This is a genomic window from Buttiauxella sp. JUb87 (assembly GCF_004361975.1).
Classification (GTDB): Bacteria; Pseudomonadota; Gammaproteobacteria; order Enterobacterales; family Enterobacteriaceae; genus Buttiauxella; species Buttiauxella ferragutiae.
On the sequence record NZ_SNVY01000003.1, the window covers coordinates 659,456 to 674,220 of the forward strand.

Sequence of the window (14,765 nt, forward strand, 5' to 3'; positions counted from 1 at the left end):
CTGTTTGAGTTGAGAGTATTTACCCCATGCTGGAATCCCTGACGTTACAACCCATCGCATTGGTCGACGGCACGATTAATCTTCCTGGTTCAAAAAGTGTCTCTAATCGCGCTCTGCTGCTTGCAGCACTGGCGCATGGCACGACTGAACTGACTAATTTGCTGGATAGCGATGACGTTCGTCATATGCTCAACGCACTGAAAGCATTGGGTGTAAGTTATACACTTTCAGCCGATCGTACACGTTGTGAAGTGACCGGCATGGGGGGGCCATTGCAAGCCGCGGGCGAGCTGGAACTGTTCTTAGGGAATGCGGGTACGGCGATGCGCCCACTGGCGGCGGCACTGTGTCTGGGTAGCAATAACATCGTGCTGACCGGTGAACCACGCATGAAAGAACGTCCGATTGGCCATTTGGTTGATGCTTTACGTCAGGGCGGCGCTCAGATTGATTATCTGGAACAAGAAAATTATCCGCCATTGCGTTTGCGTGGTGGTTTTAGCGGTGGCCAGGTTGCCGTCGATGGCAGCGTTTCCAGCCAGTTTTTGACCGCGCTTTTAATGACGGCACCGTTGGCGGAAAACGACACTGAAATCACTATCAAAGGTGACCTGGTATCGAAACCGTATATCGACATCACCTTACATCTGATGAAAACCTTTGGTGTGGATGTAGAAAACCGCGACTACCGCTGTTTTGTGATTCGTGGTAGCCAGCAGTACTCCTCTCCAGGGGCATATTTGGTGGAAGGCGATGCCTCTTCAGCTTCTTACTTCCTTGCGGCTGGTGCAATCAAAGGCGGTACGGTAAAAGTGACGGGCATCGGTCGTAATAGCGTTCAAGGCGATATCCGTTTTGCCGATGTGCTGGAAAAAATGGGTGCGAAAGTCACCTGGGGTGATGATTTCATCTCATGCGAGCGCGGCGAATTAAACGCCATTGATATGGATATGAACCATATCCCAGACGCTGCAATGACTATCGCTACTACGGCTTTATTTGCCAAAGGTACGACCACTCTACGTAATATTTATAACTGGCGTGTAAAAGAAACTGACCGTTTGAGCGCTATGGCAACTGAACTGCGTAAAGTGGGCGCAATAGTGGAAGAGGGGGAGGATTACATTACCGTGACTCCACCAGTTCAGCTGCAAGTTGCTGAAATTGGAACTTATAACGATCACCGTATGGCTATGTGCTTCTCGCTAGTGGCGTTGTCAGATACTCCAGTGACCATCCTTGATCCGAAATGTACGGCAAAAACTTTCCCGGACTATTTCGAACAGTTAGCGCGTATTAGCACCCTCAAGTAATGCACCACCACTTGCTCCGGTAACGTTGAGTGCCGGAGTAAATTCTCAATATCCTGCATAAGATCAACTCCGTTTTCGTACCTCCGCTTTCATTGCACCCGCTTGTACCACTGTTAATCTCACGTCCGATTTGATCAACAAATCGATGATTTATTTCATGTATAGCTCATCAACGGAAGATAACTATGAAGACTTTCAAAAAGGTAGTATTGGCAGTGTTAATGGCGGGGTCTCTGGTAGCGTGTAAGAACATGAATGGCGATAAACTGGCATCGTCCGGAATGTCGGCCTTCAAAGCCGCAACACTCAGCGATGCGGATGTTAAGGCAGTGGCAAACCAGTCCTGTAAGCAGGCAGATAGTGAAAACCAACTCGCGGGTAAATCCAGCAAATATGCCAAACGCTTGAACAAAATTGCCAAGGCCCTTGGGAATCAGATCGACGGAACACCAGTGAATTACAAAGTTTATTTGACCAGCGATATCAATGCCTGGGCGATGGCCAACGGCTGTGTACGTGTCTACAGCGGCTTAATGGACATGATGACCGATAACGAAGTTGAAGGTGTTCTTGGTCATGAAATGGGTCACGTAGCCTTGGGTCATTCAAAGGAAAAACTGCAAACAGCCTATGCCACTATGGCGGCCAGGGATGCAGTTTCTGCAACCAGCGGAGTGGCATCACAGTTATCTCAGTCACAACTTGGTGATTTAGCAGAAGCGGCGATTAATGCGACGTTCTCGCGCAGTGAAGAGTCAGAAGCGGATGATTTCTCATATGATCTCCTCAAAAAACGCAAAATAAATACTCAAGGACTGGCAAGCAGTTTTGATAAGCTTGCAACGCTTGATGGTGGTGCATCGAAGTCTATGTTTGATTCACATCCGCCATCAGTTGAACGTGCACAACATGTCCGTGACCGCATAGCAGCAGATAAAAAATAAACTACCTCTCTGAATTTGGGGCTGGTTTTTTCCAGCCCCACCTCAAGTTGCGCAATTCTTCTACACTCAACCTCATTAAAGACGATAATTGGCAGGAAAGATAACGGTCAGGATTCTGGCAGCGTATAATATGCGGCGTTTCTATTTTAGGTCCGTAATTCCAGCAAGAGGAGAGTACGATGACGGCACCCGCCCCAGTAATAACAATTGATGGTCCAAGCGGCGCAGGTAAAGGCACGCTGTGTAAAGCCATGGCGGAAGCGTTACAGTGGCATCTGCTTGATTCTGGAGCAATTTATCGAGTTCTGGCATTGGCGGCCTTACATCACCAGGTTGATGTAACCTCCGAAGATACGCTAGTCCCACTTGCTGCCCACCTTGATGTGCGTTTTGTTGCCAATGAAGGCAACCTGGAAGTCATCCTTGAAGGAGAAGACGTCAGCGCAGAAATTCGTACTCAGGAAGTTGCGAATGCAGCCTCTCAGATAGCTGCTTTCCCACGTGTTCGTGAAGCATTGCTGCGCCGTCAGCGCGCATTCAGAGAAGCGCCGGGACTGATTGCTGATGGCCGTGATATGGGCACCGTGGTTTTCCCTGACGCACCAGTAAAAATCTTCCTTGACGCCTCTTCTGAAGAGCGTGCGCGTAGACGTATGCTACAGTTGCAGGAGAAGGGCTTTAGTGTTAACTTTGAGCGCCTTTTGGCAGAAATAAAAGAACGTGATGACCGTGACCGTAATCGTGCAATAGCACCGTTAGTGCCCGCCGCAGATGCGCTGGTGCTGGATTCAACCAGCATGTCCATTGACGACGTCATCAAACAAGCGCTTACTTATGCGCAGAAAATTTTAACACCAGCTCAATAGTGAATATTGCGCTGGTGTAAGTTTTGTCATATTTGTCATGATATTGCCATAGTGGTATCCTGACATATCGGGTAGTTTTTTACCCCTGTAACCTAAACCCTGTCGGCATGGAGCCAATGGCGGGGTATGTGAAACAACCCCATTCGGCGGGACGCTAAATGGACGTTAAACTAAAGAACCTTGAAGATTAACAACATGACTGAATCTTTCGCTCAACTCTTTGAAGAATCCCTGAAAACAATCGAAACCCGTCCGGGTTCCATCGTTCGTGGCGTAGTAGTTGCTATCGACAAAGATATCGTACTGGTTGACGCTGGTCTGAAATCTGAGTCTGCAATTCCTGTAGAGCAGTTCAAAAATGCTGCTGGCGAACTGGAAATCCAGGTTGGTGACGAAGTTGATGTTGCTCTGGACGCTGTTGAAGATGGCTTTGGCGAAACTCTGCTGTCCCGTGAAAAAGCTAAGCGTCACGAAGCTTGGATCACGCTGGAAAAAGCTTACGAAGAAGCTGAAACTGTGGTCGGTATCATCAACGGCAAAGTTAAGGGTGGCTTCACTGTAGAGCTGAACGGTATTCGTGCGTTCCTGCCAGGTTCACTGGTAGATGTTCGTCCGGTACGTGACACTCTGCACCTGGAAGGCAAAGAGCTTGAGTTCAAAGTCATCAAGCTGGACCAGAAGCGTAACAACGTTGTTGTTTCTCGTCGTGCAGTTATCGAATCAGAAAACAGCGCAGAACGTGATCAACTGCTGGAAAACCTGCAAGAAGGCATGGAAGTTAAAGGTATCGTTAAGAACCTTACTGACTACGGTGCATTCGTTGATCTGGGCGGCGTTGACGGCCTGCTGCACATCACTGATATGGCATGGAAACGCGTTAAGCATCCAAGCGAAATCGTGAATGTTGGCGATGAAATTACCGTTAAAGTACTGAAGTTCGACCGTGAGCGTACTCGTGTGTCTCTGGGTCTGAAGCAACTGGGCGAAGATCCATGGGTCGCAATCGCTAAGCGTTATCCAGAAGGTACCAAACTGACTGGTCGCGTGACTAACCTGACTGATTACGGCTGCTTCGTAGAAATCGAAGAAGGCGTTGAAGGTCTGGTTCACGTTTCCGAAATGGATTGGACCAACAAAAACATCCACCCATCCAAAGTTGTTAACGTTGGTGATGTAGTGGAAGTTATGGTTCTGGATATCGACGAAGAACGTCGTCGTATCTCCCTGGGTCTGAAGCAGTGCAAATCTAACCCATGGCAGCTGTTCGCTGAAACCCACAACAAGGGCGACCGCGTTGAAGGTAAAATCAAGTCTATCACTGACTTCGGTATCTTCATCGGCCTGGACGGTGGCATCGACGGCCTGGTTCACCTGTCTGATATCTCCTGGAACGTTGCAGGCGAAGAAGCAGTTCGTGAATACAAGAAAGGCGACGAAATCGCGGCTGTGGTTCTGCAAGTTGACGCAGAACGTGAGCGTATCTCCCTGGGTGTTAAACAACTCGCAGAAGATCCGTTCAACAACTACGTTGCACTGAACAAGAAAGGTACTATCGTTACTGGTAAAGTAACAGCAGTTGACGCGAAAGGTGCTACAGTTGAATTAGCAGATGGCGTAGAAGGCTACCTGCGTGCTTCTGAAGCTTCCCGTGACCGCGTTGAAGATGCAACTCTGGTTCTGAGCGTAGGCGACGACGTTGAAGCTAAATTCACTGGCGTTGACCGTAAAAACCGTGTTGTAAGCCTGTCTGTTCGTGCTAAGGACGAAGCTGACGAGAAAGATGCAATCGCTACTGTTAACAACAAACAGGAAGATGCACCAAACTTCTCTAACGCTATGGCTGAAGCATTCAAAGCAGCTAAAGGCGAGTAATCGTCTGAGCACTTAAATCAGGGCGGCTACGGCCGCCCTTGTTCGATTGATAGGTGTAAGTTAATTTTCCTGAAAGGAAACCGGAGGAATCATGACCAAGTCAGAATTGATAGAAAGACTTGCAACTCAGCAATCTCACATCCCGGCGAAAGCTGTAGAAGATGCAGTGAAAGAGATGCTGGAGCATATGGCCTCTACACTCGCCCAAGGTGAGCGTATTGAAATCCGGGGTTTCGGCAGTTTTTCCTTACACTATCGCGCACCTCGCACCGGACGTAACCCAAAAACTGGCGATAAAGTGGATCTGGAAGGTAAGTACGTTCCGCACTTTAAACCAGGTAAAGAATTACGTGACCGCGCCAACATTTACGGTAATTAAGTCTTAGGATTTAATTCTCAAGAACGGTACCTTCGGGTGCCGTTTTTTTATGCCAAAAATCACAGTTTTCGATTCCGCTCGCAAATTATTCGGCTGTATTTTCATGCAGCTCCGAAAGCCTGGAACCCTTCTCGAAGAACTGATTATCCATAGCTGACGTCATTTTTTAATACTTCACACTGCCTTTAACAAGGAGGTAGTCGTGAGGAATTCAATCGGATTATGTTGCAGTGCAATTATTGGCATTCTGCCTCTGGCGTGGCTGGCCAATATTCCTGATATGCCAATTATCGCAGTCATCCTCTTTGCGGCAGTATGCACTGGACTCATCCCGCATCTGTCTGCGCGCTATATCGCTTTTGGTTTGTTGTGCTTTTGCTGGGCGTTACTGAACGCCAGAGCTAGTCTTATGCCTGTCGAACAATGGTCCGGCAAACCTATTACGGTTGAAGCGGTGATGACCCGAACTGATGGAAAGCAAAATCACGATTGGGAAATGGTATCGGTAGAAGGAAAGGTAATTTTTCCACCTGTTGGTATCAGAAGTCGTGGTGGCTACTTACCGGCTAGCGTTTGCGCAGGGCAACGCTGGCGCATGAAACTGCAACTGCGGCCAGTACATGGGCAACTGAACGAAGGCGGTTTTGATAGCCAAAGATATGCTCTTGCACAACATCAACCATTGAGTGCACGTATTATTTCGGCTGATCCCATTACGCAGCGCTGCAGTTTACGGGCTCAATGGTTATCCGCTGTTCAATTTTCGACTCAATCACTCCCCAATCAGGGCGTGATTTTGGCATTAGCATTTGGTGACCGCTCGGCAGTGAATGATGAGCAGAAAAACCTGCTTCGCCAGAGCGGCACGGCACACCTTATGGCCATCTCAGGGATGCACATCTCACTGGCTGCGATGGTGGGTTGGTTAATCGCTCGTTTAATACAACTGAGTTTTCCTGCACATCGAGTTCATTTCAGAATGCCACTCTTAGCCAGTGTCATAGCCGCCGCTGCTTATACCTGGCTGGCAGGGGGAAACCCTCCGGCTGTCAGAGCGCTGATTGGGGTCATTATCTGGCTTTTTCTACGGCTACAGGGGCGATGCTGGTCCGGGTGGGAGGTCTGGCTTTGCTGCATCACGGGCATTCTGATTTATGACCCTCTTACTGTTTTGTCAGACAGTTTTTGGCTATCGGCACTGGCTGTTGCCTCACTCATTTTCTGGTATCAATGGATGCCACTGCCACAAAGTGTACTAACGACGAAATGGTTTTATCGTTATCCACTCGCTTTAATGCACCTGCAGGTTGGCATCATGGTTTTGCTGATGCCACTACAAATTTTCATTTTCCACGGTATTAGCCTTAGCGCGTTAATAGCGAATTTACTCGCAGTACCGCTGATTACTTTTGCTGTTGTACCGTTGTTATTAGCGGGATTAGTGCTTACCAGTATCCCGTGGATAGGAGAACATTTGTGGTGGGGTGTTGATCGTCTGCTGGCGCTACTTTTTACATCGTTGTCGCTATTACCTGACGGCTGGCTGGAAGTGGACGACCGTTTTCAGCTTTTAAGTTTGTGTGGCTGGCTGGCGATTATTATCCATAGGTTGGCGTTATGGCGCAGCTCGTCGTTTTCGGTGATAGCGCTGATCCTGTCCCTGGTTGTTTCCACAATGCGGCCTGAGAAAAAAGACGGCTCGTGGCAAATCACCATGTTAGATGTCGGACACGGTCTGGCGATTGCGATTATCCGGCAAGGAAAAGTCTTTTTATACGATACCGGTAACGCCTGGCCCGGTGGTGATGCGGCTCAGCAAGTTATTATTCCATGGCTGCGTTGGCATAATCTAACCCCAGAGCAAGTCGTCATTAGCCACGAGCACCTTGATCATCGCGGTGGTTTAATCAGTTTGCAGCGCGAATGGCCAGCGTTAAAAATTCACAGTCCACTGCGTTGGGCAGGGCATCATCCTTGTTTTCAAGGGGAGGAATGGCAATGGAGGGGATTGCAATTTATCGCGTTGTGGCCCCCAGATCAGCCAGTAAAGACGGGTAATAATGGCTCTTGTGTGGTGATGGTCAGCGACGGGAACTTTCGTATCTTGTTAACCGGTGATGTGGAAGTTGAAGCTGAATTAGCTATGCTCAAGAGACGATGGGATATCTTACATGCTGATATTATTCAGGTTCCTCATCATGGTAGTCGCACATCTTCGGTTGCACCGCTGCTGCGTGCAGTTTCTGGAGGTGCTGCACTTGCCTCTACATCGCGTTATAACGCCTGGCATTTACCTTCCGGGAAAGTGGTTAAACGCTACCAGGCGCAAGGATATAAATGGTATGACACGGCGCAATCAGGCCAGCTGACTATCGATATAAATAGTGATAAATGGCAAATCAATGGCTTCAGAGAACAAATTTCACCCCGTTGGTATCATCAGTGGTTTGGTGTATCCCGGGATAATGGGTAGAATATGCGGCTATTTCATCTAATGCTGGTTTACTGAATGCATAACGATAAAGATCTTTCCACATGGCAGACCTTCCGCCGCCTTTGGCCGATGATTGCTCCTTTCAAGCCGGGTCTGATTGTGGCTGGTATTGCGTTAATCCTAAACGCTGCCAGTGATACCTATATGCTGTCTTTGCTTAAACCGTTACTGGATGATGGTTTTGGAAAAACTGATAAATCAGTGCTGCTATGGATGCCGCTGGTTGTTATCGGGCTGATGGTGCTGCGTGGTGCGACGAGTTACGTCTCCAGCTATTGCATCTCGTGGGTCTCTGGGCAGGTAGTTATGAACATGCGTCGTCGCTTGTTCAGCCACATGATGGGCATGCCGGTTTCGTTTTTTGACCAGCAGTCCACTGGTACGCTGCTCTCGCGCATTACTTACGATTCCGAACAAGTTGCTTCCTCTTCATCTAGCGCATTGATAACGGTCGTGCGTGAAGGCGCATCTATCATTGGCCTGTTTGTGCTGATGTTTTGGTATAGCTGGCAGCTTTCTTTGATTCTGATTGTACTGGCTCCTATCGTTTCCTTCGCGATTCGTATGGTTTCCAAACGTTTCCGTAATATCAGCAAAAACATGCAGAACACGATGGGGCAGGTCACCACCAGTGCGGAGCAAATGCTGAAAGGCCATAAAGAAGTGCTGATCTTCGGCGGCCAGGAAGTGGAAACAGAACGTTTTAATAAAGTCAGTAACCGTATGCGCCGCCAGGGTATGAAACTGGTTTCGGCCTCATCTATTTCTGACCCTATCATTCAGTTGATTGCCTCTTTAGCTCTGGCTTTTGTGATTTACGCAGCAAGCTTCCCGAGTGTGATGGAAACGCTGACAGCCGGTACCATCACCGTGGTCTTCTCTTCAATGATCGCTCTGATGCGCCCATTGAAATCCCTGACAAACGTCAACGCTCAGTTCCAGCGCGGTATGGCTGCTTGCCAAACGTTGTTCTCTATTCTCGATTCTGAGCAAGAGAAAGACGAAGGGAAACGTGTTATTGAGCGCGCTAAAGGTGATGTTGAATTCCGTGATGTGACCTTTACCTATCCGGGGCGTGAAGTGCCAGCTCTGCGCAAGATTGACCTGTCGATCCCAGCGGGTAAGACCGTGGCGTTGGTGGGGCGTTCTGGCTCAGGTAAGTCTACTATCGCAAGCTTAATGACGCGTTTTTACGATATCCAGGAAGGCAGCATCACGATTGATGGGGTGGATATTCGTGAATACACCTTATCTTCGTTGCGTAATCAGGTCGCTCTTGTCTCGCAAAATGTTCACTTATTCAACGACACTGTTGCTAACAATATTGCCTATGCGCGTACTGAACAGTACAGCCGCGACGACATTGAAAAAGCGGCGCGTATGGCATATGCCATGGACTTTATCAGCAAGATGGATAATGGCCTGGATACCGTCATTGGTGAAAATGGTGTCTTGCTTTCAGGTGGTCAGCGTCAGCGTATCGCCATTGCGCGTGCACTATTGCGCGATAGCCCAATATTAATTCTCGATGAAGCGACTTCTGCTCTGGATACCGAGTCTGAGCGTGCCATTCAGGCAGCGTTAGATGAACTGCAGAAAAACCGTACCTCATTAGTCATTGCTCACCGCTTATCAACCATTGAACAGGCTGATGAAATTGTGGTGGTGGAAGACGGTCGTATCGTTGAGCGCGGTCCTCATGCAGAGTTGATTGAGCATCGTGGTGTTTACGCCCAGCTGCATAGAATGCAATTCGGTTCATGATAGAACGCATCTGGTCGGGAAAATCTCCCCTTTACCTTTTGCTATTACCGCTCTCCTGGCTTTATGGCCTGGTGAGCGGTGCTATACGTCTTTGCTACCGCTTAGGGATCAAAAAAACCTGGCGTGCTTCGGTACCGGTGGTCGTTGTTGGTAATCTGACAGCCGGTGGCAATGGTAAAACACCCGTTGTGATTTGGCTGGTTGAACAACTCCAGCAGCGTGGTATCCGTGTTGGAGTTGTCTCTCGCGGTTATGGTGGTAAATCCGAACACTACCCGTTGTTGCTTGACCAACACACCACAACGTCACAAGCAGGTGATGAGCCAGTGCTTATCTATCAGCGCACGGGGGCTGCCGTGGCAGTCGCGCCGCGCCGTAGTGAAGCGGTGAAAATGCTGGTGGAAAAAATCCAACCACAGTTAATCATTACCGATGATGGTTTGCAGCATTATGCGTTGGGGCGCGATAAAGAGATCGTGGTGGTTGATGGTGTTAGGCGTTTCGGTAACGGATGGTGGCTTCCAGCCGGGCCAATGCGCGAACGAATCGGGCGCCTGGCTTCGGTCGATGCCGTCATTACCAACGGGGGTGAACCTGAACCAGGTGAAATAGCGATGACGTTGCAACCCAGTGACGCCGTTAATCTGTTGACTGGTGAACGTCGCCCGGTACAAACGCTTGAAAGCGTTGTCGCTATGGCTGGAATTGGCCATCCGCCACGCTTTTTTGCCACCTTACAGCAATGTGGTGTCACTCCGATTCGGACTGTCAGTCTTTCCGACCATCAGGCGTTAAACGAAAGTGACGTCATAAAATTAGTTCAGCCAAGGGAAACCCTGTTAATGACTGAAAAAGACGCTGTCAAATGCCGCTTATTTGTATCCGGCCACACTAACTGGTGGTATTTGCCGGTCGACGCACATTTAGCACAACCGCAGTCCGACGAGTTATTGCAGTCACTATTGGCGCTGGTGCGATAATTGTAAGTTACCGCATCGGAATTCGAGTTTGCTGACGACAAGGTTCATTCATGTCTGTACCGCAACTGACTTTACGTGCAGCCCGCAATCTTCATCTTGCCGCGCAAGGCTTACTGGTTAAGCCTCGCCGCCGTTCAAAACCTGCCGATGTTATTGCAGCCATCGACCGTATGTCGTTGCTCCAGATTGATACTATTAATATCGTGGCTCGAAGCCCGTATCTGGTGTTATTCAGTCGCTTAGGTCATTTCCCGCAAACGTGGCTTGATGATGCTCTTCTTAACGGCGATTTAATGGAGTATTGGGCGCATGAAGCCTGCTTTTTACCGCGAAAAGACTTTTCGCTAATACGTCATCGGATGCTGAACCCCGAAAAAATGGGCTGGAAGTACCGCCCTGAATGGATGGTCGAGCACGCCGAAGAGATTGAAAAACTCCTGGTTCACATTGAAAACAACGGCCCGGTACGATCTGCTGACTTTGAACATCCCCGTAAAGGCTCGAGCGGGTGGTGGGAATGGAAACCTCACAAGAAACATCTTGAGGGGTTATTCACCGCTGGGAAGGTCATGGTGATTGAGCGACGCAATTTTCAGCGTGTTTATGACTTGACCTCTCGCGTGATGCCGCACTGGAATGACGATTTGCATCTTATACAACAGCAGGATGCTGAACTGCAGATGCTGGAAAACAGCGCGCGCAGCCTTGGTATTTTCCGCCCTGAATGGCTGGCAGATTATTACCGATTGAAGAAGATCTCTCTCAAACCGTTGTTAACCCAATGGCAGGACAAGGGTAGCGCCATTCCGGTTAGCGTTGAGGGTATTGGCGAAATGTGGCTGCACAGTGATCTGTTCCCTTTACTGACTAAAGCTGAACAAAACACTTTGCGCGCCACCCACACCGCGGTGTTATCACCGTTTGATCCTGTGGTCTGGGATCGCAAGCGTGCCGAAGCTCTGTTTAACTTCTCCTATCGCCTTGAATGCTATACCCCAGCCGAAAAACGCAGGTATGGATATTTTGTTCTGCCGCTGCTGCATCAGGGGGAGATTGTGGGGCGAGTCGATGCAAAAATGCACCGCAAATCCGCAGTGCTGGAAATTATCAGCTTATATCTTGAGGATGGCGTTAAGCCGAACCAGTCCTTAATCAAAGGTCTGCATACAGCATTCACAGACTTTGCTCATTGGCAGGGCGCGACACAGATTCGCCTGGGTAATATCCCTGCGTTATTCGCTTCATCATGGGGCGAAGGTTGGGAAATTAACCCGGAGAACGCGTGAGTTATGTTATCCTTTCGCCTTTGATGGCGGTCATTCTGGAGTAACCATGGATCATCGATTACTTGAAATCATCGCTTGCCCGGTTTGTAACGGCAAGCTCTACTTTAATCAGGAAAAGCAGGAGCTTATCTGCAAACCTGACCACCTGGCGTTTCCTCTGCGCGATGGTATTCCGGTGCTGCTGGAGACTGAAGCTCGAGTTCTGAATTCTGACGAGAAAAACCCATGAGTTTTGTGGCCATAATTCCTGCTCGCTTCGCCTCTACACGCTTGCCGGGCAAACCGCTTAAAGACATCAACGGCAAACCGATGGTCGTTCATGTGATGGAGCGCGCCCGCGAATCGGGTGCCGAGCGTATCATCGTTGCAACCGATCATGAAGACGTTGCTCGTGCCGTTGAAGCGGCGGGTGGTGAAGTTTGTATGACCCGCGCCGATCACCAATCTGGCACCGAACGCCTTGCCGAAGTCATTGAAAAATATGGTTTCAGTGATGATACCGTGATTGTGAATGTGCAGGGTGATGAGCCAATGATCCCTCCGGCGATCATTAGCCAGGTTGCCAGCAATCTGGCAAATAGCCAGGCGGGCATGGCCACACTTGCGGTGCCAATCGACTCAGCGGAAGAAGCATTCAACCCGAACGCAGTAAAAGTGGTCATGGATGCGCAGGGCTACGCGCTTTATTTCTCCCGTGCGACGATTCCATGGGACAGAGACCGTTTTGCACAGTCTCGCGAAACCATTGGCGATACTCTGCTGCGCCATATTGGTATCTATGGTTATCGTGCAGGTTTTATTCGTCGGTACGTTACCTGGGAACCAAGCCAGCTCGAACAAATCGAAATGCTCGAACAATTGCGTGTGCTGTGGAATGGCGAAAAGATCCATGTCGCCGTCGCGAAAGAGATTCCGAGTATTGGGGTTGATACGCCTGAAGATTTGGAACGTGTGCGCCAGGCGATGCGCTAACGTTTTGAGTCGCAGTGTGGAACTTACCCCATGTATAAAAAAACCGGCATAGAACGCCGGTTTTTTTATTATCTAAAGGCATATTGATCTCAGGTGATGACATCCTGCGCTGGCAAGCTCATTATAAAAACACCAGTGTTGCAAGGGGTAATGAGTCATGGAGTTGCTACGCAAGGAATTGAGTCATCTGCTGGGTGAAAAACTAAGCCGGATAGAATGTATCAACGAACAGACAAACACCGCGCTATGGTCGCTGTATGACAGCGAGGGTAATGCGATGTCTTTGCTGGCAAAAAGCTTTAGTTCCCGAGGCGTGGCTGCTCAGCTAGCCTGGAAAATGTCCATGCTCGCTCGCTCCGGCACGGTGCGTTTACCCGTGGTTTACGGGGTGGTAACGCATGATGATACGCCAGGGCCAGACGTGCTTTTAATGGAGCGCTTGCGTGGCGTACCAGTGGAAGCGCCAACCCGCACTCCAGACCGTTGGGAACATCTGAAAGACCAAATTGTGGAAGGGCTGCTAGCCTGGCACCGCGTTGATAGCCGCGGCTGCGTCGGGAACGTCGACAGCACACAAGAAAATATCTGGCCATCATGGTATCGGCAACACGTCGAAACACTGTGGGCAACCCTCAATCAATACCCCAACAATGGCCTGACCATGCAGGACCGTCGCATCCTGTTCCGTACCCGCGAATGTTTGCCGCGCTTGTTCGAAGATTTCAACGATAACTGCGTGCTGGTGCACGGCAACTTTTCGCTCAGTAGCATGTTGAAAGACGGGCGTAGCGACCAGTTACTGGCGATGGTAAATCCTGGAATGACGCTTTGGGCACCGCGCGAATATGAAATATTCCGCCTGTATGAACAAGGGCAGTCGGAAAGCCTGCTGTGGCATTACTTGCAACGCGCACCCGTTGCTGAGTCGTTTGTGTGGCGGCGCTGGTTATACGTCTTATGGGATTGCATAGCGCAACTGTTGCAGTCGGGCCGACTAAACCGACCCGCCTTTGATGTCGCGTCGAAAAATTTACTGCCCTGGATCTCCTGACGCCCCCTTGAGCCATTGCCAGACGCGTCCTACCGTTTCATAAATGGCACGATCGCTGTGCATTAACCAAACCGGAGCCGGGATAATTCGCTCCCATGGATTAAGTGGCGATGCAATGGCCAGTTGATTGGCTGGTGCCGGGAGTGGATTTAATCCAGCATGACGGAAAAAAATCATCGCACGTGGCAGATGTGACGCGGAACTCACCAGTAAAAATGGCTGGTGGCCAAGAGTTTTCGCGACGGCTGCCGCTTCTTCCTCAGTATCTTTCGGTTCTTCCAGCGTGATGATTTGTGAGCGCGGAATCCCCAGACTTTCTGCTACCCGAGCACCAGCCTCTGCGGTGCTAACCGGATTTGTCAGCGCTCGCGCACCGGTAAAGATCATCTTCGCACCTGGGTTTGCCTGCCACAAACGCACCGCTTCAGTCACTCGTGGCAAACTATTGCTGATGAGATTGGAACTTGGTGCCCATTCCGGGTTCCATGTATAGCCGCCACCGAGCACCACAATGTAATCCACTTTTTCACTACCGCGCCAGGTTGGGTAGGTATCTTCGATGGGTTTGAGCATTTTGTCAGCCACCGGTTGCAGGCTAATCAGTAGTAAAACTAACCAACTCACGCTTAATAAGGCTTTTGCGCTTTTTTGCCAGCGGCTGAACCACAGTAAGCAAAGCGCAAAACCCATCATCAATAACAAAAAAGGTAAGGGGAGCAGCAGCCCGCCGATATATTTTTTCAGGATAAAAAGCATGAATTATGGGTCCTTTTTTAGCCATACAGCAGGTAAACAGGGGTGATATTACACCAGACGGGTTCATTCTTGGCTCGGCTGTGCCAAA

General features: G+C 49.5%; 13 protein-coding genes. 12 read left to right on the plus strand and 1 reads right to left on the minus strand.

Annotated elements, in window-relative coordinates; all coding sequences use genetic code 11:
* Positions 1–29: 29 nt before the first annotated feature.
* The 12 genes from aroA to EC843_RS15120 all read left to right on the plus strand — a co-directional run bounded on the left by aroA (position 30) and on the right by EC843_RS15120 (position 13,921).
* Positions 30–1,313, plus strand: a complete 1,284-nt coding sequence (gene aroA / locus EC843_RS15065; protein ID WP_064548317.1) for a 3-phosphoshikimate 1-carboxyvinyltransferase — start codon at positions 30–32, stop codon at positions 1,311–1,313.
* A gap of 185 nt (positions 1,314–1,498) precedes the next feature.
* The gene (locus EC843_RS15070) at positions 1,499–2,257 is read left to right on the plus strand and encodes a M48 family metallopeptidase (protein ID WP_064548231.1); all 759 of its coding nucleotides are present in this window, start codon (positions 1,499–1,501) and stop codon (positions 2,255–2,257) included.
* A 179-nt stretch (positions 2,258–2,436) separates the two neighbouring features.
* Positions 2,437–3,123, plus strand: a complete 687-nt coding sequence (cmk, locus tag EC843_RS15075; RefSeq protein WP_064548229.1) for a (d)CMP kinase — start codon at positions 2,437–2,439, stop codon at positions 3,121–3,123.
* A 195-nt stretch (positions 3,124–3,318) separates the two neighbouring features.
* Positions 3,319–4,995, plus strand: a complete 1,677-nt coding sequence (gene rpsA / locus EC843_RS15080) for a 30S ribosomal protein S1 (RefSeq protein ID WP_034456368.1) — start codon at positions 3,319–3,321, stop codon at positions 4,993–4,995.
* Between the two features lie 91 nt (positions 4,996–5,086).
* Positions 5,087–5,374 (plus strand): integration host factor subunit beta, encoded by a 288-nt coding sequence (gene ihfB, locus EC843_RS15085; protein WP_034456367.1) that lies wholly within the window; start codon positions 5,087–5,089, stop codon positions 5,372–5,374.
* 202 nt (positions 5,375–5,576) lie between these two features.
* The gene (locus EC843_RS15090; RefSeq protein ID WP_133522498.1) at positions 5,577–7,847 is read left to right on the plus strand and encodes a ComEC family protein; all 2,271 of its coding nucleotides are present in this window, start codon (positions 5,577–5,579) and stop codon (positions 7,845–7,847) included.
* Positions 7,848–7,883: 36 nt separating this feature from the next.
* Positions 7,884–9,632: a lipid A ABC transporter ATP-binding protein/permease MsbA gene (msbA, locus tag EC843_RS15095; protein ID WP_064548225.1), complete on the plus strand. Its 1,749-nt coding sequence runs from the start codon at positions 7,884–7,886 to the stop codon at positions 9,630–9,632.
* Positions 9,629–10,612 (plus strand): tetraacyldisaccharide 4'-kinase, encoded by a 984-nt coding sequence (gene lpxK / locus EC843_RS15100; RefSeq protein WP_133522499.1) that lies wholly within the window; start codon positions 9,629–9,631, stop codon positions 10,610–10,612. The genes msbA and lpxK overlap by 4 nt, the downstream gene beginning before the upstream one ends.
* A 50-nt stretch (positions 10,613–10,662) precedes the next feature.
* Entirely contained in the window at positions 10,663–11,898 is a 1,236-nt protein-coding gene (locus EC843_RS15105) for a winged helix-turn-helix domain-containing protein (protein WP_133522500.1), read from the plus strand.
* Between the two features lie 46 nt (positions 11,899–11,944).
* The gene (gene ycaR, locus EC843_RS15110; protein ID WP_064548219.1) at positions 11,945–12,127 is read left to right on the plus strand and encodes a protein YcaR; all 183 of its coding nucleotides are present in this window, start codon (positions 11,945–11,947) and stop codon (positions 12,125–12,127) included.
* Positions 12,124–12,870, plus strand: a complete 747-nt coding sequence (kdsB, locus tag EC843_RS15115) for a 3-deoxy-manno-octulosonate cytidylyltransferase (RefSeq protein WP_121813948.1) — start codon at positions 12,124–12,126, stop codon at positions 12,868–12,870. The genes ycaR and kdsB overlap by 4 nt, the downstream gene beginning before the upstream one ends.
* A 157-nt stretch (positions 12,871–13,027) precedes the next feature.
* Positions 13,028–13,921 (plus strand): YcbJ family phosphotransferase, encoded by an 894-nt coding sequence (locus EC843_RS15120; protein ID WP_133522501.1) that lies wholly within the window; start codon positions 13,028–13,030, stop codon positions 13,919–13,921.
* Here EC843_RS15120 and elyC read toward each other — a convergent pair.
* Complete coding sequence (elyC, locus tag EC843_RS15125) at positions 13,901–14,677, minus strand: envelope biogenesis factor ElyC (protein WP_133522502.1); 777 nt, start codon at positions 14,675–14,677, stop codon at positions 13,901–13,903. The two genes, EC843_RS15120 and elyC, sit on opposite strands and share 21 nt — an antisense overlap.
* Positions 14,678–14,765: the final 88 nt, after the last annotated feature.